The organism is Affinibrenneria salicis (assembly GCF_008710095.1).
The window spans coordinates 41823-65178 of sequence record NZ_VYKJ01000003.1 but is presented as its reverse complement, the minus strand read 5'-3'; the positions used below and the strand labels follow the sequence as shown (position 1 = coordinate 65178).

Sequence of the window (23356 nt, the reverse complement as noted above, 5' to 3'; positions counted from 1 at the left end):
CTCTTGATTATCGCGCCGTGCGTCAACGCCGCCGCCCGTTATGCTTCGGTCACGCGTTGCACATCCACCAGATTAGTGTGCGAAGGATTGCCTTTTGCCAGCGGCGAGGGGCGCTGCGTGGTCAGCACGTTAATACAACCGCCGCGATCGCGCCGCCGATCGTCCGGCTCATACCATGCGCCCTCGCCCAGCGCCACCACGCCGGGCATGATACGCGGCGTCACTTTGGCGGCGATCATCACTTCGCCCCGGTCGTTGAAAATACGCACGGTATCGCCCGCCTTAATCTGCCGGCGCGCGGCGTCGATCGGGTTGATCCACAGCTCCTGCGGGCAGGCCGCCTTCAGTAAGGAAACATTGCCATAGGTGGAGTGGGTACGCGCCTTGTAGTGAAAACCGGTCAGCTGCAGCGGATATTTCTCGCTCAGCGCATCAGCCCGGCTTTCAAAACCCGGACTATAGACCGGCAGCGGATCGATGACGTCCCCCTCCGCCAGTTGCCAGGTGGCGGCGATCTGCGCCAGTTCGGCGGAGTAAATCTCGATCTTACCGGACGGCGTGGTCAACGGATTAGCGCCGGGATCCTGCCGAAAGGCGCGATAGGCCACGTGGTGCCCTTGCGGATCGCGCTCCTTATACATCCCCTGCCGACGGAAGGCGTCGAAGTCCGGCAGTTCGGGCATCAGCTGGCGGGACTGCGCGTACAGATAACGCAGCCATTCCTCCTGCGTGCGCCCTTCGGTAAACTGCGCTTCCACCCCCAGCCTGCCGGCCAGCGCCGCCATCATGTCGTAAATGGTTCGGCACTCAAAGCGCGGCTCTATCGCGCGATCGGCGAAGATCACATAGGCCATATTGCCGCAGAAGGCGTCAAGGCAGAAATCCATCTGTTCCGACGCGGTGCAGTCCGGCAGCAGGATATCGGCATAGCGGGCCGAGGCCGTCATGTGGTTATCGATCACCACAATCATTTCGCACTGACTGTCGTCCTGCAGAATATCGTGCGTGCGGTTCACCTGCGAGTGCTGATTCACCAGACAGTTGCCGGCATAGTTCCAGATGAACTTGATCGGCACATCCAGTTTGTCCTTGCCGCGAACGCCGTCGCGCAGCGCGGTCATCTCCGGCCCTCTGACGATCGCATCCGTCCACATAAACATCGAAATACTGGTGGCGACCGGGTTCTCCAGCGTCGGCATGCGCACAAATTCCGTATCGTAAGATCCTTCCCTGGCGCCGCTGTTGCCGCCGTGAACCCCGACGTTGCCGGTCAGGATCGGCAACATGGCGATGGCGCGCGAAGTCAGCTCGCCGTTGGCCTGGCGCTGCGGCCCCCAGCCCTGCGAGATGTACGCCGGTTTGGTACTGCCGATCTCGCGCGCCAGCCTGATGATGCGCTCCTGCGGAATACCGGTGATGCCGGCCGCCCAGGCCGGCGTTTTGGCCGTGCCGTCATCGCCCTGGCCCAGAATGTAAGCTTTATAGTGGCCGTTAGCCGGCGCGCCGGCAGGCAACGTTTTTTCGTCATAGCCGATACAGTAAGTATCCAGAAAAGCCTGGTCGACCAGGTTTTCATTAATCAGCACCCAGGCGATGCCCGCCGCCAGCGCCGCATCCGTTCCCGGCCGAATCGGGATCCACTCATCCTCGCGCCCGCCGGCAGTGTCGGTATAGCGCGGATCAATAATAATCATGCGCGCCTGAGATTTCTGCCGCGCCTCGGTCATATAGTAGACATCGCCCCCGCCGCTCATGCGGGTTTCGCCGGGATTATTGCCAAACAGCACCACCAGCTTGCTGTTTTCGATGTCCGACGGGCTATTGCCGTCGGCCCAGCCGCCGTAGGTATAGTTCAGCCCCATGGCGATTTGCGCGGTGCTGTAGTCGCCATAGTGATTCAGATAGCCGCCGTAGCAATTCATCAATCGGGCGATCAGCGTTTTCCCCGGCGGCCATGAGCGGGTCATCGTGCCGCCCAGCGTCCCGGTGCCGTAGTTGAGATAAATGGCTTCGTTGCCGTACTTCGCCACCGTATCCCGCAGGCTGGCCGCCAGCGTATCCAGCGCTTCATCCCAGCTAATGCGCTGGAATTCGCCCTCGCCGCGCCGCCCGACCCGCTTCATCGGGTATTTCAGCCGGTCCGGGTGATAAATGCGCTGGCGCATCGAGCGCCCGCGCAGACAGGCGCGCACCTGGTGCATCCCCGCATAGCGGTCATCGCCGAGGTTGTCGGTTTCCACATAGCGCACTTCCCCCTCGCTGACGTGCATACGCAGCGGACAACGGCTGCCGCAGTTGACGGTACAGGCGCTCCAGACGACCTTCTCCGCCTGAGGCGAAGCGCCGTCGGCCGTCGCGTCGGCCGCCCGCAGAGAAAAAGGCAAAGCAAGGCCGCCGGCCGCCGCCAGCGCGCCGATGACGGACCCGTCGCGCACCAGTCGACGACGGCTGATCGGCGCGGATAACAACGCACTCTCGCTAATCTTACTCATCACGTTACTCCATCCTGATGGATGAACCTGCCCATGGCGTCAGCCGGCTATCGCCATGCCCACCGTCATATGCAACCCGTAAAACAACGCCCGGCCGATCAATTCGCCGCCGAGCACCAGCGACGTGGCCAGCGCCAGCGCGCCGACCGCCGGCGTTTTTCTCAGCAACAGCGGACAGATCCAGCAGCCCAGCCCCAGCGCCAGCAGCAGCAAACGGGCCGCCTGCCAGCCGCCGTAGTACGGCACCAGCGCCGACGCCGGTTGCAGCGGGCCGGCGATCGCCGCCAGCCCCGACGCCTGCATCAGGCTAACGACCATACTGATCAACAGCGCCAGAACGCTGACCAGCGCCAGCCCGCGCAGATCGCGGTCGATCTCCACTCCGGCTATTCTCAGCAGCAGCGTGCCCAGCACCGGACCGCCTGCCAGCAAGGTCAGCACAAAGTGCCACGCCGTATAGCCGTTATCCCAGGTGGGCACCGTATTAATCGCGTACACCCGACACATGGTATAAATGAACAGCATGCCGGTCAGCATGGTCGCTATCAGCAGGACCTTGCCCGGCGCGGCCGGCAGGCGGTTCAGCACCGCCAGCAGCCAGTACAGGCCGCCCAGCATAAAGAACAGCGAGCCGGCGGCGATTTCGTTACTGAGCGCCGAGTCGCCGAGACGGTTCAGCGCATTGATCGCCCGCAGCGGCGAGCCGAGATGCATCACCGAGGCGATAAATCCCAGTCCCATCAGTAGCCAGAGGAAAAACATCGCGCGCTGGAGACGCCGGGTTTGCGGACCGTCCAGTCTGCCGCTCAGTAACACCAGCGCCACCACCAGCAGACCGCCCACCACGCACTGCCCCAGCACGGTGAAAATCATCAGGGGCCATTCATGCCATCCGTTACCCATCTCACACCTCCTTCGGATTTGCCAGAAAGCCGGTGTTGTCACGTACCGGACGGCTATTGGCATTTGGTTTCAGAACGATGTTCGGCCGGGTGAAATGCGCTTCCGGCAGGGGCGCCACTTCGGCCAGTTCGCCATATTTGCGCCGCAGTTCGTCTATCGGCGCCAGATCCAGCGCGCGCAGCGGACAGGACTCCACGCAGACGGGCTTTTTGCCCACGGCGACCCGCTCATAGCAGCCGTCGCACTTCGTCATATGCCCTTTCCGCGCGTCATATTGCGGCGCGCCGTACGGGCAGGCCATGTGGCAGTAGCGACAGCCGATACAGATCGCTTCGTCCACCACCACGAAGCCATCTTGCCGTTTGTGCATTGCGCCGGACGGACACACTTTGGCACAGGCCGGATCGCTGCAGTGGTTGCAGGCGATGGACAGGTAATAGGCGAAAACGTTTTGATGCCAGACCTCGCCATCGCTCTGCCAGCTGCCGCCCGCATACTCATAAATGCGGCGGAAATTGACCTCCGGCGTCAAATCTTTGTAGTCTTTGCAAGCCAGTTCACAGGTTTTGCAACCGGTGCAACGGCTGGAATCTATGTAAAAACCGTATTGCGTCGTCATCGATTGCTCCTTACGCTTTTTCTATCTGGACGAGGTTACTGTGCTGCGGATTGCCTTTCGCCAGCGGCGAGGGCCGCAGCGTGGTCAACGTGTTGATACAGGCGCCGTTATCGACGCGATCGCGCGCCATATCGGCCTGGTGCCACGCGCCCTGGGCCATCGCCGTCACGCCCGGCATAATGCGCGGCGTGACTTTGGCCTGAATCAGCACCGTCCCCCGACCGTTAAATACCTTCACCCGATCGCCGTTGGCGATGCCGCGCGGCTGCGCGTCCAGCGGGTTCATCCAGATCTCCTGCGGACAGGCTGCCTGCAGGACGTCAATGTTGCCGTAGGTGGAATGCGTTCGCGCTTTGTAGTGAAAGCCGATCATCTGCAGCGGATAGCCCTGCCGCCCGGCGTCTTGCGCGCTTTCAAACCCCGGATCGTAGACCGGCAGCGGACTGATTACCTCGTCTCGCGCCAGTTGCCAGTTGGCGGCGATCTGCGCCAGCGCCGACGAATAAATCTCGATTTTTCCCGAGGGCGTTTGCAGCGGATGCGCCTGCGGATCGGCGCGAAAATCCTTATAGGCGATGAAATGACCATTGGGGTCGCGGCGTTTATAGATACCCTGCGCGCGCAGTTCTTCGTAATCCGGCAACTGTTCGTCCTTTTCCTTCATACGGGCGTACAGATACTGCAGCCACTGGCGCTGAGTCCGCCCTTCGGTAAACGCCCGATGGACTTCAGGCCCGAGACGGAGGGCAATCTCGCTCAGCATCTGGTAGATTGGCTTACGTTCGAATTTGGCGCCGGTCACCGGCTGGATAAAGATCAGATAGCCCATATTGCCGGCGTAATCGTTGGGGATGATGTCCTCCTGCTCAACGGTCATCAGATCCGGCAGCAGGATATCGGCGTACTTCGCCGACGAGGTCATAAAGTTTTCGATAACCACGATCATCTCGCCCTGGCTCTCGTCCCGTAGTATGTCGTGTGTCTTATTGATGTCCGAGTGCTGATTGACCAGGCAGTTGCCGGCATAGTTCCAGATAAACTTGATCGGCACATCCAGCTTATCCTTACCGCGGACGCCGTCGCGGACGGCGGTCATTTCCGGCCCGCGCGCAATGGCATCCGTCCAGCTAAAACAGGGGATCTGCGTCTTAACCGGGTTTTTCAGCACCGGCATCCGCTCAATGGTCAGGGTATAGGTCGACTCACGCGCGCCGCTGTTGCCGCCGGCGATGCCGACGTTGCCGGTCAGGATCGGCAGCATGGCGATGGCGCGGGCGGTTAGCTCGCCGTTGGCCTGGCGCTGCGGCCCCCAGCCCTGACAGATATACGCCGGCTTCGTGCTGCCGATCTCGCGCGCCAGCCTGATGATGCGTTCCTGCGGAATACCGCTAATATCGGCCGCCCAGGCCGGCGTTTTGGCCACGCCGTCGTCGCCCTGGCCCAGAATGTAGGCCTTATAGTGACCGTTAGCCGGCGCGCCGGCAGGCAGCGTTTTTTCGTCATAGCCGATGCAGTAAGTATCCAGAAAGGCCTGGTCGACCAGGTTTTCATTAATCAGCACCCAGGCGATGCCCGCTACCAGCGCCGCGTCCGTCCCCGGCCGAATCGGGATCCATTCATCTTCGCGTCCGGCAGCGGTATCGGTATAGCGCGGATCGATAACGATCATTCTCGCCTGAGAGCGTTCGCGCGCCTGTTCGAGCAGCCAGCTGATACCGCCGCCGCTCATGCGCGTTTCCGCCGGATTGTTGCCGAACATCACCACCAGCCGGGAATTTTCGATATCCGAGGTGCTGTTGCCCAGATTGCTGCCGTAGGTATAGGGCATCGCGCAGGCGATCTGCGCGGTGCTGTAGGTGCCGTACTGACCGAGAGAACCGCCGTAACAATTCATCAGACGGGTCACCAGCGAGGCGGAAGGCGATGAGCGGGTGATATTGCCGCCGACGATACCCGAACTGTAATTGATATAGACCGCCTCGTTGCCGTATTTTTGTACGACGCGCCGCAGATTGTCGGCTATCGCATCGAAGGCCTCGTCCCAGCTGATGCGTTCAAAGGCCCCGTCGCCGCGCTTACCGGTACGCCGCATCGGGTACCTGAGCCGATCGGGATGATTAATCCGTCGACGCATCGAACGGCCGCGTAAACAGGCGCGCACCTGGTGGTCGCCATAAATATCCTGGCCGGTATTATCCGTCTCCACCCAGCCGATCTCATCATTGCGCACGTGGAAACGCAGCGCGCAGCGGCTGCCGCAGTTGACCGAACAGGCGCCCCACACCAGCTTATCTTCCGTATCTTGCGTCATGGCGCCGGCCAGCGCCTGACGGCTAAAAGGCAACGCCAGCTGCCCGGTGACGAGCGCCAGACTGGTTAAGGCGGCCGAACCGACCAGCGTTCGTCTGCTAACCGGCGTCTGCAGCAGCGTAGTTAATTTGTCCCCCGGCATAACTCACTCCAGAAAATACCTCATCCCTGAATGTTTATGTCGCGGCCGAAAATCGTTGATGCGTTTACTGTGAATATTTTTCAGCCAGTTATTTTTTTCGATCATTGTATTAACTGGCGGCGGACTTCTTGCTGAAAATCAAAGAAAACAGCACACGCGCAACGGTTTTATTCCGTTTTGCGATCCAGACTGAATAAATTAAAAATGGTTAGTCATCAACCGGTTATATATTTATTTATACATCGAAAGAAATAAACAATAACGATAATAATAAATACAATTATTATCAGTTACAGTCATTCCGGGAGACGGAACAAAGCGCACTGGCCCACGGCGGTGCCCATAAACATTCAACCCCACAATAATGTGGGGTTGGTAAACGATTTTAAGCCCGCCGTTAATGACAAACGTTCATTTAGCGGCGACCTGCCTCTGCGTCAGGCGCGCCGTTATTCTGTTATTGGCAGTCGGCGGTCGTCAGCACCGCGAGTTTTTTCCCCACGCCGGCATAATTCGCCAGTTTACTTTTAACGCACTGCGCGCTGACGGGCGAATATGTATAAGGAACGGACGGGAAGGTGCCGGTGCTTGTCCAACCGTCCGCATTCACATAGGGACTGGAATCTTTATCCCAGCTGATTTTGTAAGTCGCAAAATCGGCAGGTTTGGTGATGTTATTATTACGCAGCACCCATGTGCCAAAATTCGCGCCGTCGTAACGCGAGGTCACCGGATTTTTCGCATTCTCGAACCAGTTGTTTTCGATCAACGCCTTGCCGCCCTGGCGAACATTCAGTCCGGAACTGGTAATGCCGCTATACAGGTTATTGTATGCATGAACCTGACCGCCGCGCTGCAGCGGCAGACGCGCATTCACATCGCTATAGATATTGTGGTGATAGGTAATATTGCGCCCGGTGTCCGTGGCGCTGGCGCCGCTCAGTCCCACTTTTTTAACGCCGTGAATATAGTTGTAAGAGACGGTAACGTTGGTTGACGCTTTTTTAATATCCACGGCGGATTCAAACGTGGTATCGCCGTCCGGCGTGCCGGCGCACTCATGGTTTTTGGCGAAAATTTCATTATGATCGATCCAGACATTCGGCGAGTCGTCGACGCGGATGGCGTCGCCATCGCTCGCGCCGCCGGGCATATAGCCCATACGCATATTGCGCACCACGACATTGGACGACCTGGTAATCCATATACCAAAGTTAGTTGAAGATCCATTGGCGCCGATAATCGTGATCCCTTTAGTAAACTCTTTAATCTCCACGCCGCGCGCGGCTTTCTTCCATTGGCCGCAGATATTGGCTTCCGCCGCGCTGATCAAGGCATCCTCATTGCCGGTATAGGTGATAATCAACGGACTGGCGCCGCCGGCCACTTTTTTACCGTTGGCGTCAAGACGCGCGGCGGCGATAATATCCACGATATCCTGCATTGAGCCGGCGGTTTTCTTGACCGCGCCGGCGACATCACCGCCGCTGGTCGTGGCATAGCCTCCGGTATCCGCGGCCATGGCGGGCTGGCAGGCAACAAACAGCAGTCCGGCGGCGGCTGATGGTAACAGATATTTCATTATATTGAGCTCCTGTTGGAATATAATTATCTCCGGCATTTAACGTTCCACATGCCGATATAATATTAAGCATTTTAAAAAAACAATCCGTATTTAAGGCCAGTTCAGTGTTATGGAAAATACAGCGAGGATCAAGCCGACATAATTCACCCGACATTTTTTAATCGGACCAAAATTAATACGATTTAACAAATAACTTTAAATTAAAACGCCGCATTATCATTTTATTTTATTAATAATCACGATGTTATCAATATAACTATTAGTTCAATGAATTATTGTTGAGTGTTTGTTGGATTTTATTTTTGATAAAAATCAGTTTATTCCTAACGTCCGTCGTTTATACGCAAAATACTTTGAGTTGCAGAAAGGCGGCGACGCGGCGACAATTTCGTCGGCAACGAATTTGTCCAGCCAACGACGGCATTCGGTGAGAAACAGAAAATCTCTCATTAATCCCCCAGACGCTTATAGCAGTAAGTAACCGGGATGAATGACAAATCCGCCGGCAGAGGATTTAAACGCCGCTGGCGATAGCGCTGCAAGGGCGAGTCAAAAAAACAACGCGCCTGCGGCATGAAGGGTATAAAGCGTTACCGTTTTGAACAACGCAAAGAGCGGGTCCTTTATGGGCGCAAGGCATTCATGCGCATCGGCCATAAGCCATAAAGAGCCGACGGAGGAGACATTCGCGGGCCGCGGCTGACGTCGCTCCCGCAGAGCTAAATAATTTCGCACATTGATGCTCCACTTCTCATTGTGCGAGGCCAGCGCTGATGGGACGTCATGACCTGCAAGCGTAGCGTATTATGCGAAACTATTTTTAGCTAATGACCGGAAATGGCGCGCATAATTAAGCATAGCCAACGCATCTGCAATCTGACGAATCGGGGGTATACAAAGGTAAGTTGCGACGGAGCGACAAACGGCTCGGGGATGACGACAAGGCAGAGAATGCCAGCGTTCCACAGCGCCCTGAGCGGACGCTGCGGAAAACGGACTAACGAGAGAAGGCGCTCAACCGATAAATTCCGCGCCGCCCATATAAGGACGCAGCGCTTGCGGGATTTCGATCCGGCCGTCGGCCTGCTGATAGTTTTCCAGCACGGCGACCAGCGTGCGCCCCACCGCCAGGCCGGAGCCATTCAGAGTGTGCACCAGGCGCGGTCTCTTCTCGGTTTTGCTGCGGCAGCGAGCCTGCATACGGCGCGCCTGGAAATCCCCCATATTGGAACAGGAAGAAATCTCACGATAGGTGTTTTGCGCCGGCAGCCAGACTTCCAGATCGTACGTTTTGCAGGAGCCAAAGCCCATGTCGCCGGTGCACAGCAGCACTTTACGGTACGGCAGATTCAGCAGTTGCAACACCGTTTCGGCATGGGCGGTCAATTCTTCCAGCGCCTGCATCGAATCTTCCGGCCGTACAATCTGCACCATTTCCACTTTATCGAATTGATGCATACGGATCAGGCCGCGGGTATCCCGGCCATAAGAACCCGCCTCGGAACGAAAACAAGGGGTATGCGCGGTCATTTTGAGCGGCAGGGACTCTTCTTCCAGGATCTCGTCGCGCACCAGATTGGTCAGCGGCACTTCCGCCGTCGGGATCAGCGCGTAATTGCTGGTTTCCGCCTCTTCGCTCAGCGGCCGGGTGTGGAATAGATCTTCGCCAAATTTCGGCAACTGGCCGGTACCGTACAGCGTTTCATGGTTGACCAGATAAGGCACGTAAGCCTCCTGATAACCGTGTCGGCCGGTGTGCAGGTCCAGCATAAACTGCGCAATGGCGCGGTGCAGGCGGGCGATCTGCCCTTTCATCACCACAAAACGCGCGCCGGCCAGCTTAACGCCGGCGGCGAAATCCACGCCGTGCGCCATTTCGCCCAGTTCAACGTGGTCGCGCACCGGGAAATCAAACTGGCGCGGCTCGCCCCAGCGGCTGACTTCCTGGTTATCATTTTCATCCTTACCCAGCGGCACCACGTCATCGGGCAGGTTGGGAATGGTCAGCGCCAGCGCGCGGATCTCATTCAGCAGCTGTTCCAGCTCCGTCTTCGCGCTATCCAGCTTTTCACCTAAAGCGTTCACTTCTTGCCGCAGCGGCTCAATATCTTCACCGCGCGCTTTGGCTGCTCCAATCTCTTTCGATCGGGAATTGCGTAAGGCCTGCAGATTTTCCGTTTCTACCTGTAGAACTTTACGGCGTTCTTCCTGCTGACGTAAAAGTTCCGTATCCAGTTTAAAACCTCTACGAGCCAGTAGCTTTTCGGCGACTGCGTCTAGCTCATTACGCAGTAAATTGGGATCGAGCATGCTAATCCTGTGCTTATGATTTTCAGATGGAATGATGGCGATACACGGCTCTGCGGCAGGGCCGGGCGTCAAAAAATTTCCTGCTAACCTTACCGCAACGTCAGATTCAGCGGTAGCGTTTTATCGGGCTATTTTGATCCTGCGTAGCAAGCCAGGCTAGCTTTTCGCCGATTTTCCCCTCCAGCCCGCGCGAACTCGGCATATAGTAGCGCGTTTCCGCCATTTCGCACGGGAAATAGCTTTCGCCGGCGGCATAGGCGTTGGGTTCGTGGTGCGCGTAGCGGTACTCTGCACCCAGCCCCATTTCCTTCATCAACCGGGTCGGCGCGTTGCGCAGATGTTCCGGCACGTCGTAATCCGGCTTGTCGCGCGCGTCCTGCAGGGCGGCCTTGAACGCGGTGTAGACCGCGTTGCTTTTCGGCGCGCAGGCCAGATAGACAATCGCCTGGGCGATGGCGCGTTCGCCCTCCGCCGGGCCGACGCGGGTGAAGCAATCCCACGCGGCAATCGCCACCTGCATGGCGCGCGGATCGGCGTTGCCGACGTCCTCCGAGGCGATGGCCAGCAGCCGACGGGCGACGTACAGCGGATCGCCGCCGGCGGTGATAATCCGCGCGTACCAGTATAGCGCCGCATCAGGCGCCGACCCGCGCACGGATTTATGCAGGGCGGAGATAAGATCGTAATAGCGATCGCCCTTATTATCGAAACGAACGCTGCGTTCGCCCGCCACCTCGCGCAACAGCTCCGGCGTCAGCGTACGCTGCCCCTGCGCATCGGCCTGCGCGATATCCGCCATCATCTCCAGACTGTTGAGCGCCCGGCGGGCGTCGCCGCTCACCAGTTCGGCCAGCATACGGCGCGTCTCCTCGGTCAGCACCAGGTTTTGCCCGCCCAGGCCGCGTTCGCGATCCTGCATCGCCTGGTCCAGTACCTGCTCGATATCTTCGCGGCTCAACGCTTTCAGCAAATAGACGCGCGCGCGCGACAACAGCGCGGAGTTCAGTTCAAACGACGGGTTTTCCGTGGTGGCGCCGATAAACGTGATGGTGCCGTCTTCAATATGCGGCAGAAAGGCATCCTGCTGACTTTTATTAAAACGATGGACTTCATCGACAAACAGAATGGTGCGGCGGCCGGCATTACGGTTCTGCCGCGCGCGTTCGATCGCCTCGCGGATCTCCTTGATGCCCGAGGTCACCGCCGAAATACGCTCCACGTCGGCTTTGCCGTAATGAGCGATCAATTCGGCCAGCGTGGTTTTGCCGGTGCCCGGCGGCCCCCACAAAATCATCGAGTGAAGCTGGCCGGCCTCGATAGCGCGCGGCAGCGGTTTGCCGGCGCCCAGCAGATGCTGCTGACCGATATACTGCGCCAGCGTCGCCGGCCGCATTCGCGCGGCCAGCGGCTGGAATTCATTACTGGAAAAATCCAGCGACATATTACTCACGGGCACCTCTCACTGACGTTGATCGTCCAGCGCCACGCCTTTCGGCGGGGTAAAGGTAAATTTAGCGGCATCCACCGCGCCATTCTGCTGGTCCTTCAGCACCCAGGCGCTGCGCTGACCATCCTGCTCGGTGGCGATAAACGCTTTGATTGTGCCGCTGTTGGTTACGGTAATGGCGAACTGCTTCAGGTTGCCGCTGGCCGCCTTCGGCGTCAGAGAGAAGGCGTCGCCTTGCTGACGGACATTATACTGCTGCCAGTCGCTGGCGCTATTGCGGGCAATCAGCATAAACGGCGTATTGCCGGTCGCGTCCTTCAGCCAGGTGGCGGTCACCTGCTCGACAAAGGGATTATAGAACCACAGCGTCTTGCCGTCGGACACCAGCACGTTTTCATCCGGCGCGGTGGTTTTCCAGTTAAAAAGATTCGGTCGTTTTAGCCACAGCTCGCCTTCGCCTTCCTGTACCGCGGCGCCGTCGGCGCTGGTGACGGTCTGGTTAAAGCGCGCGTGGAAACTGTTGACCTTACTCAGACGGCCTTGCAAATCGCTGACCGCATCAGCATAAACCGCGCTGGAAACCAGACCGGTGATCACACAACAAGCCACTAAAATTTTTTTCATCACAAAAGCCCCTTAAGCTCCCGGCTTCACGGCATGTTCCCTGTGAAGCGAATATAGTCATGCCAACGCCGCTTACTGTAGCCGAAGCTAAGCCCGCAGGGCAGGAGAATTGTCTGCACCTGAGACCGTTTTACGCATCTTTGCACAAGGGCGCCGGAACGACGCCCTCAGAGAAGGGGGTTATTCGCCCGGCGGCGGCGCCAGCACTTCGCGGTTGCCGTTATGGCCCGGCGGGCTGACGATACCCTGCGCTTCCATCTGCTCGACGATGCGCGCGGCGCGGTTATAGCCGATGCGGAACTGGCGCTGTACGCCGGAAATCGACGCCCGGCGTTTATCCACCACGAAAGCCACGGCTTGATCGAACAGCGGATCCAGCTCCTCATCGCCATCCAGTCCCAGCCCGCCTTCGCTTTCCTCACCGGCGGTAATGATGCTGTCGATATACTGCGGCCGACCGCGCGCCTTCCAGTCCTGCACCACCGCATGCACTTCCTGATCGCGGACGAACGCGCCGTGCACGCGCACCGGAATCGAAGAGTTCGGCGCCATATACAGCATATCGCCCATGCCCAGCAGCGACTCGGCCCCGCCCTGATCGAGGATGGTGCGCGAATCGATTTTACTGGAAACGGTAAACGCGATGCGGGTCGGGATGTTGGCCTTGATCAGGCCGGTGATCACATCCACCGACGGACGCTGCGTCGCCAGCACAAGGTGAATACCGGCGGCGCGCGCTTTCTGCGCCAGACGGGCGATCAGCTCTTCCACCTTCTTACCAACCGCCATCATCAGGTCGGCAAACTCATCCACCATCACCACAATATAAGGCAGTTTTTCCAGCACCGGCGGCGTGGTGTCCATACTGTCGCCCGGTTTCCAGAACGGATCGGGAATCGGCCGCCCCATAGCGTTGGCCTGCAGCACGCGCTCGTTATAGCCGGACAGGTTGCGCACGCCAAGCGCCGACATCAGTTTATAGCGGCGTTCCATCTCGCCGACGCACCAACGCAACGCGTTGGCCGCGTCTTTCATATCGGTGACCACTTCGGTCAGCAGATGCGGAATGCCTTCATATACCGACAGCTCAAGCATTTTCGGGTCGATCATGATAAAGCGCACTTCTTCCGGCGTGGCTTTATACAGCATGCTGATAATCATCGCGTTGACGCCCACCGACTTACCGGAACCGGTGGTACCGGCCACCAGCAGGTGAGGCATCTTCGCCAGATCGGCCACCACCGGCTGACCGGCGATATCTTTCCCCAGCACCACGGACAGCGGCGACGGATTATCGCGGAAACGCGCGCAGTCCAGCACCTCGCGCAGGTAAACGGTCTGCCGGTGCTTATTGGGCAGTTCAAGCCCGACGTACGGCTTGCCGGGAATCACCTCGACAATACGCACCGCCACCACCGACAGAGAGCGGGCAAGGTCGCGCGCCAGATTGGAGATGCGCGCCGCTTTCACTCCCGGCGCCAAATCCAGCTCGAAGCGGGTGATAACCGGCCCCGGCGACTGATCGACCACCGTCGCCTTGACCCGATAATCAGCCAGCCGCGCTTCAATCAGCCGGGCAGTTTGCTGCAGCGCAAAATCGTCAACCGGCGCTTCGCTTGCCGGCGGCTCGGTCAACAGATCCAGCGTCGGCAGCGGCGTAGTCGGCTTCTGCAGCGGCCGCTCGTTTCTCATCAAAAAGGGGTGAATCAATCCTTCCATTTCCGGCGCTCGTTCGGCCGGCGCGGCCTCTGGCGCCGTTGCCGCGGCGGGCGGCGGCGGATAGCCTGACGGCGCTTGCTCTGCGGCGGCCGGCGTAGCATAAGCAGGTTGAGTCGGTTGCGGCGACGACGGATGGTCAGCGGGTGGCTCGTCGGCCTGCGCCGCATCGGAGCGGGCGGAAAACGACAGCGACGGCGCGGGCCGCGCGTCATCGGCGAGCGGCGCGGCGCCGGCGGCGCTATAAGGCTCCGCGGCCGTCTGCGACGCCAGACCGGCGGCCGACGCCAGCGCTGCGCGTTCCGCCTCGCGCTGGGCCAGGTCGCGCGTCAACCGGGCCTGTTGCAACGCATCTTCATCCGTTTCGCGCTGCGCATAGTTATCGCCATAACGCTGGCGCTGCTGCGCAAGGAACGCCTGCTGCAGTTCCGCTTGCTGGCGCGCGTTTTCCTCTTCCGGCGTCAGCGGCGCCGGGGCGGAATGCGGCGTATAGGATTGTGCCGGCGTCAGCTCGTCGTCCGGCGTGAGATTAGGCTCATCATGCGTCTGTTGCTCTTCGGCATGACGCTGCGACGGCAGCTTGATTCCCCACGAGGCCAGTTCGCGTCGGGTTGGAATACGCACCGGATTGGGCCGCGGCAGTTCGGGGCCGATGCCCTGTTTGACCTGCGGATTATCGTCCTGCGCCGCGCTAAACGCCGGCATAAAGGTATAGCTCGCGCTGAAGTCGTCGTCCTGCCCGGCCGGCTCGCTCTCCCCCCCCTGATCCGCGCTACCGCCGAGCCCGGAGGCGCCGGCGGTCGACGCCGCGTCGGGCAGTTCAAACGCGTACAGCGGCGGCACTCCGGCGCCGTCATCCTCTACGGCCGGCGCGGTTTGCGGCGCCAGCGGAGCGGCGACCGGAACAGCATCGACCGGAGCCGCGTCCAATACGGCGCCCGGCGCAGCGACAGCAGGTGCGGCAGCCAGCGGCGATGCGGCGGCGGCAGGTGCGGAAACCAGCGACGATGCGGCAGTAGCAGGTGCGGCAGCCAGCGGCGATGCGGCGCCGGCCTGCGGGGAGGCAGGCCCAGGCGACGGCGCATTATTTTCATCCTTATCCCCGTCCTCGCGAACCTCGTCGGCGGACGGAGGCTCTGTCGCCGCCGGCGCGGAGAACAGCACATCGTCGTCATTGGCCGGCGCACCGGCGCGTTCTTCGGCGACAAGACCGTCGTCCGCCGCCTCTTGCCGCAGCTCATCATCATCGCGACGCGAGCGGTTGGTGAAGAAGGTCAGACAGGCAAACACCGCCGCGCCGATCTTCTCCGCAATCGTCAGCCAGGACCAGCCGGTAAACAGAGTTAACCCGGCCGCCCACACGCACAGCAGCACCAGCGTGGCGCCGGAGGTGTGAAAGCGCGGCAGCATCGCGCTGCTGAGCAGACTGCCCAGCACGCCGCCGGAAGCGAAATAGTACAGATCGTCGATATTCAACGCCGCCAGACCGCAGGAGGTCAGGATCAGCGCCAGCGTGCCGATGAGGCGCAGAGAAAAGGTAAAGTAATCGATATGGTCCTGTCGATCGCGCTGGCGAAAAACCGCCCAGCACAAACAGACAATCACCACGGGAATAGCGTAAGCCAGCACGCCGAAAGTAAACAGCAGCGTATCCGCCAGCCATGCGCCGACGCCGCCGCCCAGATTATGAATCGGCTCATGCCAGGCCGTCTGTGACCAACTGGGATCGGAAGGGCTGAAACTGACCAGCGAAACCATTAAATAAACGGCAAAGAGCGCCACAACGATCAATGCCGCTTCAAGTAACCGACGTCCGCCGCTGAGCTTCCTCAGCGTGACGTCTTTATCTTCTGTGTATTCCTGGCTCAAGAGGCTCTCCAGGGTCCTGTAAGAGTGGATAGCAAAACGCCGAGATAGGCCCGGCGCTAAACTGTACATATTCACAGGAGTGTAACTGAATTTACCGGGTTTTGCATCCCGACCTTTTACCGGGTCTTAATGACCAGACGGTTGCTCTGCTTCACTTCTTCCATCACAACATAGGTACGGGTATCGTTAACACCCGGCAGGCGCAGCAGCGTTTCGCCCAGCAGCTTACGGTAAGCGGACATATCCGGCACGCGGGTTTTCAGCAGATAGTCGAAATCCCCGGACACCAGATGACACTCCTGAATCTCTTCCAGCTTCTGCACCGCCGAATTAAACTGTTCGAACACATCCGGCGCCCCACGATTCAGAGTAATCTCAACGAAAACCAACAGCGAGGCATCCAAATAATGCGGATTCAACAGCGCGGTGTAGCCATTAATAAAACCCTGCCGTTCCAGACGACGCACCCGCTCCAGGCAAGGTGTGGGCGACAGCCCGACGCGTTTGGAAAGCTCGACATTCGAAATACGACCATCTTTCTGTAATTCGTTCAGGATATTGCGATCGATACGATCAAGATCTTTTCCCGGACGTTTTTTCGTGTCTACCATTATTATTGTCTCTCTCGATTCCTTCCCTGCACCTGCTACCCCCGACCAACTTCAATGTATCAGGGCTGCCCAAAAAGAAGATCCACTGTCTGATTTCTGTATGTCGCCAACGGCGCGCATTCACCCCAGCCCTCCCCGTCATCTTTCTGGCTGAAGGCGCATGCAAATCTGCTGCCGACAAGTTTTTCGTCCCGGCCGATTAACGCACTAAATCGCCGGATACCCGCTTAGTTGCGCTGCGCCGCAGTCTGAAATTTCCTGGCGACTTCTTTACTGGCCGGCACGACAAACTCCGTCCGCCGGGACAACGGCTTTTTATCCATGGCACAATCGCCGTTACAATTTTGCCCGCCAATAAAAATCAGTTGGTTAACGGTCAGCACACAGCAATGTCAACATACAAAAAATCTTCTCTTCCTCTGATGTTTTCGCAAAAGCCCAGCCGATTGTCAAAGTAAAACAACTAAAATCAGAAGAAAGTACCAGCTTAACCGAATCCGGCCGTCAGGCAGACAGGTTTTACGCTGGCGAAACGCGCAGTAAACGCTGTCCGGCCGCCCGTGCGGGCGACGGCGGAACAGACGTCGCCATCGGCCAGCCCGATTAAACAAATTGATCACAACTTTGTTGCACGCTTTTTTTAATCGCCTATTTTCCTTACAATCGTCTCTGATAACCGCCATGGCGAAGTTGAGGAATGCATGAGTAGCGCTAAACACAGTAAATTATTGATTTTAGGTTCGGGACCGGCTGGCTACACCGCCGCCGTGTATGCAGCCCGGGCCAACTTAAACCCCGTGCTGATTACCGGCATGGAACAAGGGGGGCAGTTAACCACGACGACCGAAGTTGAAAACTGGCCGGGCGACGCCAGCGATCTCACCGGTCCGCTGCTGATGGAACGCATGCACGCGCACGCGGAAAAATTTAATACCGAGATCATTTTCGATCATATCCAACGCGTGGATCTGCAGACTCGTCCTTTCCGCCTGTACGGCGACAGTGAAGTGTACAGCTGCGACGCGCTGATCATCGCCACCGGCGCATCGGCGCGCTACATCGGCTTACCGTCGGAAGAAGCCTTTAAAGGCAAAGGCGTGTCCGCCTGCGCCACCTGCGACGGCTTCTTCTATCGCCAGCAGAAAGTCGCGGTGGTCGGCGGCGGCAATACCGCCGTTGAGGAAGCGCTGTACCTGTCCAACATTGCCGCCGAAGTGCACCTGGTACACCGGCGAGACAGCTTTCGCGCGGAGAAAATCCTCATCGACCGGCTGATGGACAAAGTCAACAGCGGCAATATCGTTCTGCACACCGGGCGTACGCTGGACGAAGTGCTGGGCGACGACATGGGCGTGACCGGCGTGCGCCTGCGCGACGTGAACAGCGACGCCACCGAACAGCTGGAGCTGGCCGGCGTCTTTATCGCTATCGGCCACAGCCCCAATACCGCGGTCTTCGACGGTCAGCTGGCGCTGGAAAACGGCTATATTAAGGTGCAGTCCGGTATTCACGGCAACGCCACGCAGACCAGCATTCCGGGCGTATTCGCCGCCGGCGACGTCATGGATCATATCTATCGTCAGGCGATCACCTCGGCCGGCACCGGCTGCATGGCCGCGCTGGACGCCGAACGTTACCTGGACGGTCTGGGCAACGAGTAATCACTCCCGCCGTTTTTCCGCCCGGCGCGGCTTATTGCCGCGCCGGGCGGCCTTCTCCGCCTCTTTCCCCATATTTTCTCCCTGGCCGGTCACATTGCATCATCGCCGGACATGGCTTTTCGTTTGCAGCGCCGCGCCGAAAAGGTAACATGGCGGCACTTAAATCATTGTGTCGACGTAGTGTTAAGTAATGGTTATATAAGCGTTATTTTTTATTAACACCACGCTTCACCTGCATATAACTGGTACATGATGAAAAAAACCAGACAACAGGAATTAACCCACTGGCTCAGGCGGCAAAGCGGGTTGGCACGCCGCTGGCTGCGGATTTCACTCCTCCTTGGCTTTATCAGCGGACTGCTGATCGTGGCCCAGGCCTGGCTGCTGGCGTCGCTGCTGCAGGCGCTGATTATTGATCACCGACCAACTTCCTCCTTACAGAACGATTTCCTGTTATTGATCCTCGCCTTTGCGCTACGCGCGTTGTTTAGCGCGCTGCGCGAACGGGTCGGTTTCATCTGCGGCCGGATCATACGCCAGCAGATCCGTCGTCAGGTGCTGGATAAACTGCAGCAGCTCGGGCCGGCCTGGATTCAGGGAAAACCCGCCGGCAGCTGGGCAACCATTATTCTGGAACAAATCGAGGATATGCAGGATTACTATGCCCGCTATCTGCCGCAAATGTATCTGGCCGCGCTGGTGCCGCTGCTGATTCTGGCGGCCGTATTTCCGGTCAACTGGGCCGCCGGCCTGATCCTGCTGCTGACCGCCCCGCTGATCCCGCTGTTTATGGCGCTGGTCGGCATGGGCGCCGCCGATGCCAACCGGCGTAACTTCCTGGCGTTGTCGCGTCTGAGCGGTCATTTTCTCGATCGGTTGCGCGGCCTGGAAACGCTGCGGCTATTTCATCGCGGCGCGGCGGAAACCGAACAGATCCGCGCCGCCTCGGCAAGCTTCCGCCGCCGCACCATGGAAGTGCTGCGCATGGCATTTCTGTCCTCCGGCGTGCTGGAATTCTTCGCCTCGATCTCCATCGCCGTGGTGGCGGTTTATTTTGGCTTTTCCTATCTGGGCGAACTGAATTTCGGTCATTACGGCACCGGCGTCACGCTGTCCGCCGGTTTTCTGGTGTTAATCCTCGCGCCTGAATTTTTTCAACCGCTGCGCGATCTCGGCACCTTTTATCACGCCAAAGCGCAGGCGATCGGCGCGGCCGAAGCGCTGGAAACCTTTTTGTCGGCCGAGGGCGAGCGCATCAACGGCGGGCGACAGCGTCTGACGGACGATCAGCCGCTCGCGCTGACCGCCCGCGATCTGGTGATCCTGTCGCCGTCCGGCGCCACGCTGGCCGGACCGCTCAATTTCAGCCTCGACGGCGGCAAACGCATTGCCCTCGTCGGCGTCAGCGGCGCGGGCAAGAGTTCGCTGCTGAATCTGCTGCTGGGTTTTCTGCCGTACCGCGGTTCGCTGACCGTCAACGGCGTCGAACTTAATACGCTGGCGCCGGCGGCATGGCGCGAGGCGATTAACTGGGTCGGCCAGAATCCGCATCTGCCGGCGCAAACTCTGCGCGCCAATATTTTGCTCGGCCGGCCAGACGCCGACGATGAAGCGTTGCGCCAGGCGCTGGATCGCGCCGGGGTGTCCGAATTCCTGCCGCTGCTGCCGCAGGGTCTGGATACGCCGCTCGGCGACGGCGCCGCCCGCCTGTCCGTCGGCCAGGCGCAGCGCGTGGCCGTCGCCCGCGCCCTGCTCTCGCCCGGCCGCCTGCTGCTGCTGGACGAACCGGCCGCCAGCCTCGACAGCCACAGCGAGCAGCGGGTGATGGCCGCGCTCAATCACGCGGCGCGTCGGCAAACCACGCTGCTGGTCACCCACCAACTGGCGGAAACCATCGATTATGACGAGGTGTGGGTCATGGCGGCAGGCGACATCATCCAGCAGGGCGACTACGCCAGTCTGAGCGCCCGACCCGGACCGTTCGCCACTCTGCTCGCTCAGCGCCAGGGAGATCTGTGATTATGCGTACGAATAAACCTAACGCTCTGAGGATACTGCGCCCTTATCTGGCGCTGTACCGCCGCCATATCTGGCGTCTGAGTCTGGGGATCCTGCTGGCGGTAGTCACGCTGCTGGCCAGCATCGGTCTGATTACCCTGTCGGGCTGGTTCCTGGCCGGCTCGGCGCTGGCCGGCCTGGCCGGTTTGCTCACCTTTAACTATATGCTGCCGGCCGCCGGAGTGCGCGGCGCGGCGATAGCGCGCACCGCCGGACGCTACGCGGAACGGCTGGTCAGCCACGACGCCACCTTCCGGGTATTGCAACATCTGCGGGTCTTCACCTTCTCCCGTATTCTGCCGCTGTCGCCGGGCGGCATTGCCCGCTTTCGCCAGGGCGAATTGCTCAACCGGCTGGTCGCCGACGTCGATACGCTCGATCACCTTTATCTGCGCGTGCTGTCGCCGTTACTCAGCGCGCTGGCGGTGATCGCGCTAGTCAGTTGGGGGCTGAGCTGGCTGGACGCCGCACTGGCGCTGACGCTGGGCGCGATAATGCTGGCGCTGCTGCTCATCCTGCCGGTGGCGTTTTACCGCGCCGGTCGGCCGATCGGCCAGGATCTGACCGAACTGCGCGCGCAATATCGCACCCAGTTGACCATCTGGCTGCAGGGCCAGGCCGAACTGACGATTTTTGGCGCGCTGGACGCGTTTCGCCAGCGGCTGGACGACATCGAACAGCGCTGGCTGAAGCGTCAACAACAACAGGCGAACCTGAGCGGACTGTCGCAGTCGCTGCTGATCCTGGCGACCGGACTGACCGTTACGCTCATCCTGTGGCTGGCCGCCAGCGGCATCGGCGGCGACGCCCAGCCCGGCGCGCTGATCGCGCTGTTCGTCTTCGCCTCGCTGGCCGCGTTCGAAGCGCTCGGCCCGGTCAGCGCCGCCTTCCAGCATATGGGTCAGGTGATCGCCTCGGCCAGCCGCGTCAGCCAGCTAATCCGCCAGCCGCCGGCGGTCAGCTTTCCCGCCGCTGGCCCCGCCGTCGCCAAAGATGCGACGTTGACGCTGGATAACGTCGGCTTCGGCTGGCCGCATCAGCCGCAGCCGGCGCTGCGCAACGTTTCGCTGACGGCGCGCCCGGGCGAGCATATCGCGCTGCTCGGCCGCACCGGCTGCGGGAAATCGACCCTGCTGCAGTTGCTGACTCGCGCCTGGGACTGCAGCGAGGGAGAGATTCGCCTCAACGATCAGCCGCTGGCGCGCTGGTCAGAAGCCAGCCTGCGCGCCATGATGAGCGTCGTACCGCAGCGGGTGCATATCTTTAGCGCCACGCTGCGCGACAATCTGCTGCTGGCGGCGCCGCAGGCCGACGATCGCCAACTGGAACTGCTGCTGCGCCAGACCGGACTGGAGAAACTGCTGGATAACGAAGGCCTCAACGCCTGGCTGGGCGAAGGGGGACGCCAGCTATCCGGCGGCGAACAGCGGCGTATCGGCATCGCGCGCGCGCTGCTGCATCCCGCCCCGCTGGTGCTGCTCGATGAGCCAACCGAAGGGCTGGATGCCGCGACAGAACGCCATATTCTGGCCCTGCTGCGCCAGCACTGTCGGCATAAAACGCTGATTGTCGTCACCCATCGCTTGCATGAACTGGCCACGATGGACAACATTTGCGTAATGGATGATGGACAAATTATTGAACAGGGCAGCCACCGGCAATTGCTGGCGCAGCGGGGCCGTTACTGGCAGTTCTATCAACATCTCTGATCGTCGGGGCATATCCCGCCGCGCCGCGCGGCGGGATACCGCCGGCGCTGGCATTGACAACATTCGGTGCAGAATATTATGCAACTGATTCAGCTTTCGCCTCATTCGCTGCATTTTCCCGATCCCGCCGCTGCGCTGCGCGAACCTAACGGGCTGCTGGCGTTCGGCGGCGATTTGTCGCCCGAACGCCTGACGGCGGCCTATCAACAGGGCATTTTCCCCTGGTATTCCCCCGGCGACGCAATCCTGTGGTGGTCGCCGGATCCGCGCGCGGTGCTATTCCCCGGCGAATTTCATCTCAGCCGCAGTCTGAAAAAATTCCTGCGCCGTCACGATTATCAGGTAACGCTCAACCAGGCCTTTCCCGGGGTAATCGGCGCCTGCGCGACGGAACACCATGACGGCACCTGGATCTCGGCGGAGATAATTCAGGCTTATTGTCAGTTACATACGTTAGGACAAGCACATTCGGTCGAAGTGTGGCAGAATAGCCGCCTTGTTGGTGGCCTGTATGGCGTAGCGCAGGGCGCGCTGTTCTGCGGCGAGTCGATGTTCAGCCGCAGCGATAATGCCTCCAAATACGCGCTGCTGACGTTCCAGCACCATTTTATTCGTTATGGCGGCCAGTTGATCGACTGCCAGGTACTGAATGCGCACACCGCTTCGCTGGGCGTGAGGGAAATTCCCCGTCTGCGTTTTTTGCGCTATCTGGCGGCGTTGCGGCAGCAGGAGATCAGCGTGCGCTGCTGGCAGCCGCAAACGCTGAGTGCGCCGACGCCATAACCACGACCCAATAACCTTCAGGATGCAGACGGGCGCCGGGCAAACCCCGCTTCAGGCGCTGAGATCGTCAGTCGCGCGGAGAGAAAAGCCGACGCCGCGTCGGCCTGCAGCCGAGGGTAGATAACCGATAAATGATGTTCAGTTTATCAACACTTCTTTACATAATGTGGGTTTTTCGGCATTATCTTGCCGGTTAAAAACCATGGTAGTAAACCCAGAGGATTCGATGGCCAAAGAAGACAATATTGAAATGCAGGGCACCGTGCTAGATACGCTGCCAAATACCATGTTCCGTGTTGAACTGGAAAACGGACACGTGGTTACCGCTCATATCTCCGGTAAAATGCGTAAAAACTATATCCGCATCCTGACGGGTGACAAAGTCACTGTAGAGCTGACCCCGTACGACCTGAGCAAAGGCCGCATTGTCTTCCGTAGCCGCTAAGCGCCGGCTCACCTGTCGCTGAAAGAAGGCGATCCCTGAGGATGTATCCCTCGATGCCCTTGCCGGAGTAGC

At 59.6% G+C, this 23356-nt stretch carries 15 protein-coding genes; 5 read left to right on the top strand and 10 right to left on the bottom strand.

What is annotated here, in order from left to right; genetic code table 11:
- Positions 1-38: 38 nt before the first annotated feature.
- From FJU30_RS07500 to lrp, 10 genes are all read right to left on the bottom strand, one after another.
- The gene (locus FJU30_RS07500) at positions 39-2492 is read right to left on the bottom strand and encodes a DMSO/selenate family reductase complex A subunit (RefSeq protein WP_395858512.1); all 2454 of its coding nucleotides are present in this window, start codon (positions 2490-2492) and stop codon (positions 39-41) included.
- Positions 2493-2531: 39 nt separating this feature from the next.
- Positions 2532-3395: a DmsC/YnfH family molybdoenzyme membrane anchor subunit gene (locus FJU30_RS07495; RefSeq protein WP_150434364.1), complete on the bottom strand. Its 864-nt coding sequence runs from the start codon at positions 3393-3395 to the stop codon at positions 2532-2534.
- Position 3396: 1 nt separating this feature from the next.
- Positions 3397-4014 carry a DMSO/selenate family reductase complex B subunit gene (locus FJU30_RS07490; protein ID WP_150434363.1) on the bottom strand — a complete coding sequence of 206 codons (618 nt, stop codon included), beginning with the start codon at positions 4012-4014 and terminating at the stop codon, positions 3397-3399.
- Between the two features lie 10 nt (positions 4015-4024).
- The gene (locus tag FJU30_RS07485) at positions 4025-6466 is read right to left on the bottom strand and encodes a DmsA/YnfE/YnfF family dimethyl sulfoxide reductase (RefSeq protein WP_150434362.1); all 2442 of its coding nucleotides are present in this window, start codon (positions 6464-6466) and stop codon (positions 4025-4027) included.
- Between the two features lie 457 nt (positions 6467-6923).
- Entirely contained in the window at positions 6924-8048 is a 1125-nt protein-coding gene (locus tag FJU30_RS07480; RefSeq protein ID WP_150434361.1) for a polysaccharide lyase, read from the bottom strand.
- A 1017-nt stretch (positions 8049-9065) separates the two neighbouring features.
- Positions 9066-10361, bottom strand: a complete 1296-nt coding sequence (gene serS, locus FJU30_RS07475; protein ID WP_150434360.1) for a serine--tRNA ligase — start codon at positions 10359-10361, stop codon at positions 9066-9068.
- A 106-nt stretch (positions 10362-10467) separates the two neighbouring features.
- Complete coding sequence (locus tag FJU30_RS07470; protein WP_150434359.1) at positions 10468-11811, bottom strand: replication-associated recombination protein A; 1344 nt, start codon at positions 11809-11811, stop codon at positions 10468-10470.
- 9 nt (positions 11812-11820) lie between these two features.
- A complete protein-coding gene (gene lolA / locus FJU30_RS07465) occupies positions 11821-12432 on the bottom strand; it encodes an outer membrane lipoprotein chaperone LolA (protein WP_150434358.1) in 612 nt (203 codons plus the stop codon).
- A gap of 180 nt (positions 12433-12612) precedes the next feature.
- A complete protein-coding gene (locus FJU30_RS07460; RefSeq protein ID WP_223881521.1) occupies positions 12613-16017 on the bottom strand; it encodes a DNA translocase FtsK 4TM domain-containing protein in 3405 nt (1134 codons plus the stop codon).
- A gap of 116 nt (positions 16018-16133) precedes the next feature.
- On the bottom strand, positions 16134-16628 hold the full coding sequence (gene lrp / locus FJU30_RS07455; protein ID WP_005967536.1) for a leucine-responsive transcriptional regulator Lrp: 495 nt from the start codon (positions 16626-16628) through the stop codon (positions 16134-16136).
- 701 nt (positions 16629-17329) lie between these two features.
- On the opposite strand from lrp, the gene trxB reads away from it, so the two are divergent.
- From trxB to infA, 5 genes are all read left to right on the top strand, one after another.
- Positions 17330-18289: a thioredoxin-disulfide reductase gene (trxB, locus tag FJU30_RS07450; RefSeq protein WP_150434356.1), complete on the top strand. Its 960-nt coding sequence runs from the start codon at positions 17330-17332 to the stop codon at positions 18287-18289.
- Positions 18290-18541: 252 nt separating this feature from the next.
- The gene (gene cydD, locus FJU30_RS07445; RefSeq protein WP_150434656.1) at positions 18542-20308 is read left to right on the top strand and encodes a heme ABC transporter permease/ATP-binding protein CydD; all 1767 of its coding nucleotides are present in this window, start codon (positions 18542-18544) and stop codon (positions 20306-20308) included.
- Positions 20309-20334: 26 nt separating this feature from the next.
- Complete coding sequence (cydC, locus tag FJU30_RS07440) at positions 20335-22056, top strand: heme ABC transporter ATP-binding protein/permease CydC (protein ID WP_191091557.1); 1722 nt, start codon at positions 20335-20337, stop codon at positions 22054-22056.
- 78 nt (positions 22057-22134) lie between these two features.
- A complete protein-coding gene (aat, locus tag FJU30_RS07435; protein WP_150434354.1) occupies positions 22135-22839 on the top strand; it encodes a leucyl/phenylalanyl-tRNA--protein transferase in 705 nt (234 codons plus the stop codon).
- A gap of 226 nt (positions 22840-23065) precedes the next feature.
- Entirely contained in the window at positions 23066-23284 is a 219-nt protein-coding gene (infA, locus tag FJU30_RS07430) for a translation initiation factor IF-1 (RefSeq protein WP_002211347.1), read from the top strand.
- Positions 23285-23356: the final 72 nt, after the last annotated feature.

Coding starts and splice junctions, on each gene's coding strand:
- FJU30_RS07500 (WP_395858512.1), bottom strand. CDS start 2,492: ATGAGTAAGATTAGCGAGAGTGCGTTGTTATCCGCGCCGATCAGCCGT.
- FJU30_RS07495 (WP_150434364.1), bottom strand. CDS start 3,395: ATGGGTAACGGATGGCATGAATGGCCCCTGATGATTTTCACCGTGCTG.
- FJU30_RS07490 (WP_150434363.1), bottom strand. CDS start 4,014: ATGACGACGCAATACGGTTTTTACATAGATTCCAGCCGTTGCACCGGT.
- FJU30_RS07485 (WP_150434362.1), bottom strand. CDS start 6,466: ATGCCGGGGGACAAATTAACTACGCTGCTGCAGACGCCGGTTAGCAGA.
- FJU30_RS07480 (WP_150434361.1), bottom strand. CDS start 8,048: ATGAAATATCTGTTACCATCAGCCGCCGCCGGACTGCTGTTTGTTGCC.
- serS (WP_150434360.1), bottom strand. CDS start 10,361: ATGCTCGATCCCAATTTACTGCGTAATGAGCTAGACGCAGTCGCCGAA.
- lolA (WP_150434358.1), bottom strand. CDS start 12,432: ATGAAAAAAATTTTAGTGGCTTGTTGTGTGATCACCGGTCTGGTTTCC.
- lrp (WP_005967536.1), bottom strand. CDS start 16,628: ATGGTAGACACGAAAAAACGTCCGGGAAAAGATCTTGATCGTATCGAT.
- trxB (WP_150434356.1), top strand. CDS start 17,330: ATGAGTAGCGCTAAACACAGTAAATTATTGATTTTAGGTTCGGGACCG.
- cydD (WP_150434656.1), top strand. CDS start 18,542: ATGAAAAAAACCAGACAACAGGAATTAACCCACTGGCTCAGGCGGCAA.
- aat (WP_150434354.1), top strand. CDS start 22,135: ATGCAACTGATTCAGCTTTCGCCTCATTCGCTGCATTTTCCCGATCCC.
- infA (WP_002211347.1), top strand. CDS start 23,066: ATGGCCAAAGAAGACAATATTGAAATGCAGGGCACCGTGCTAGATACG.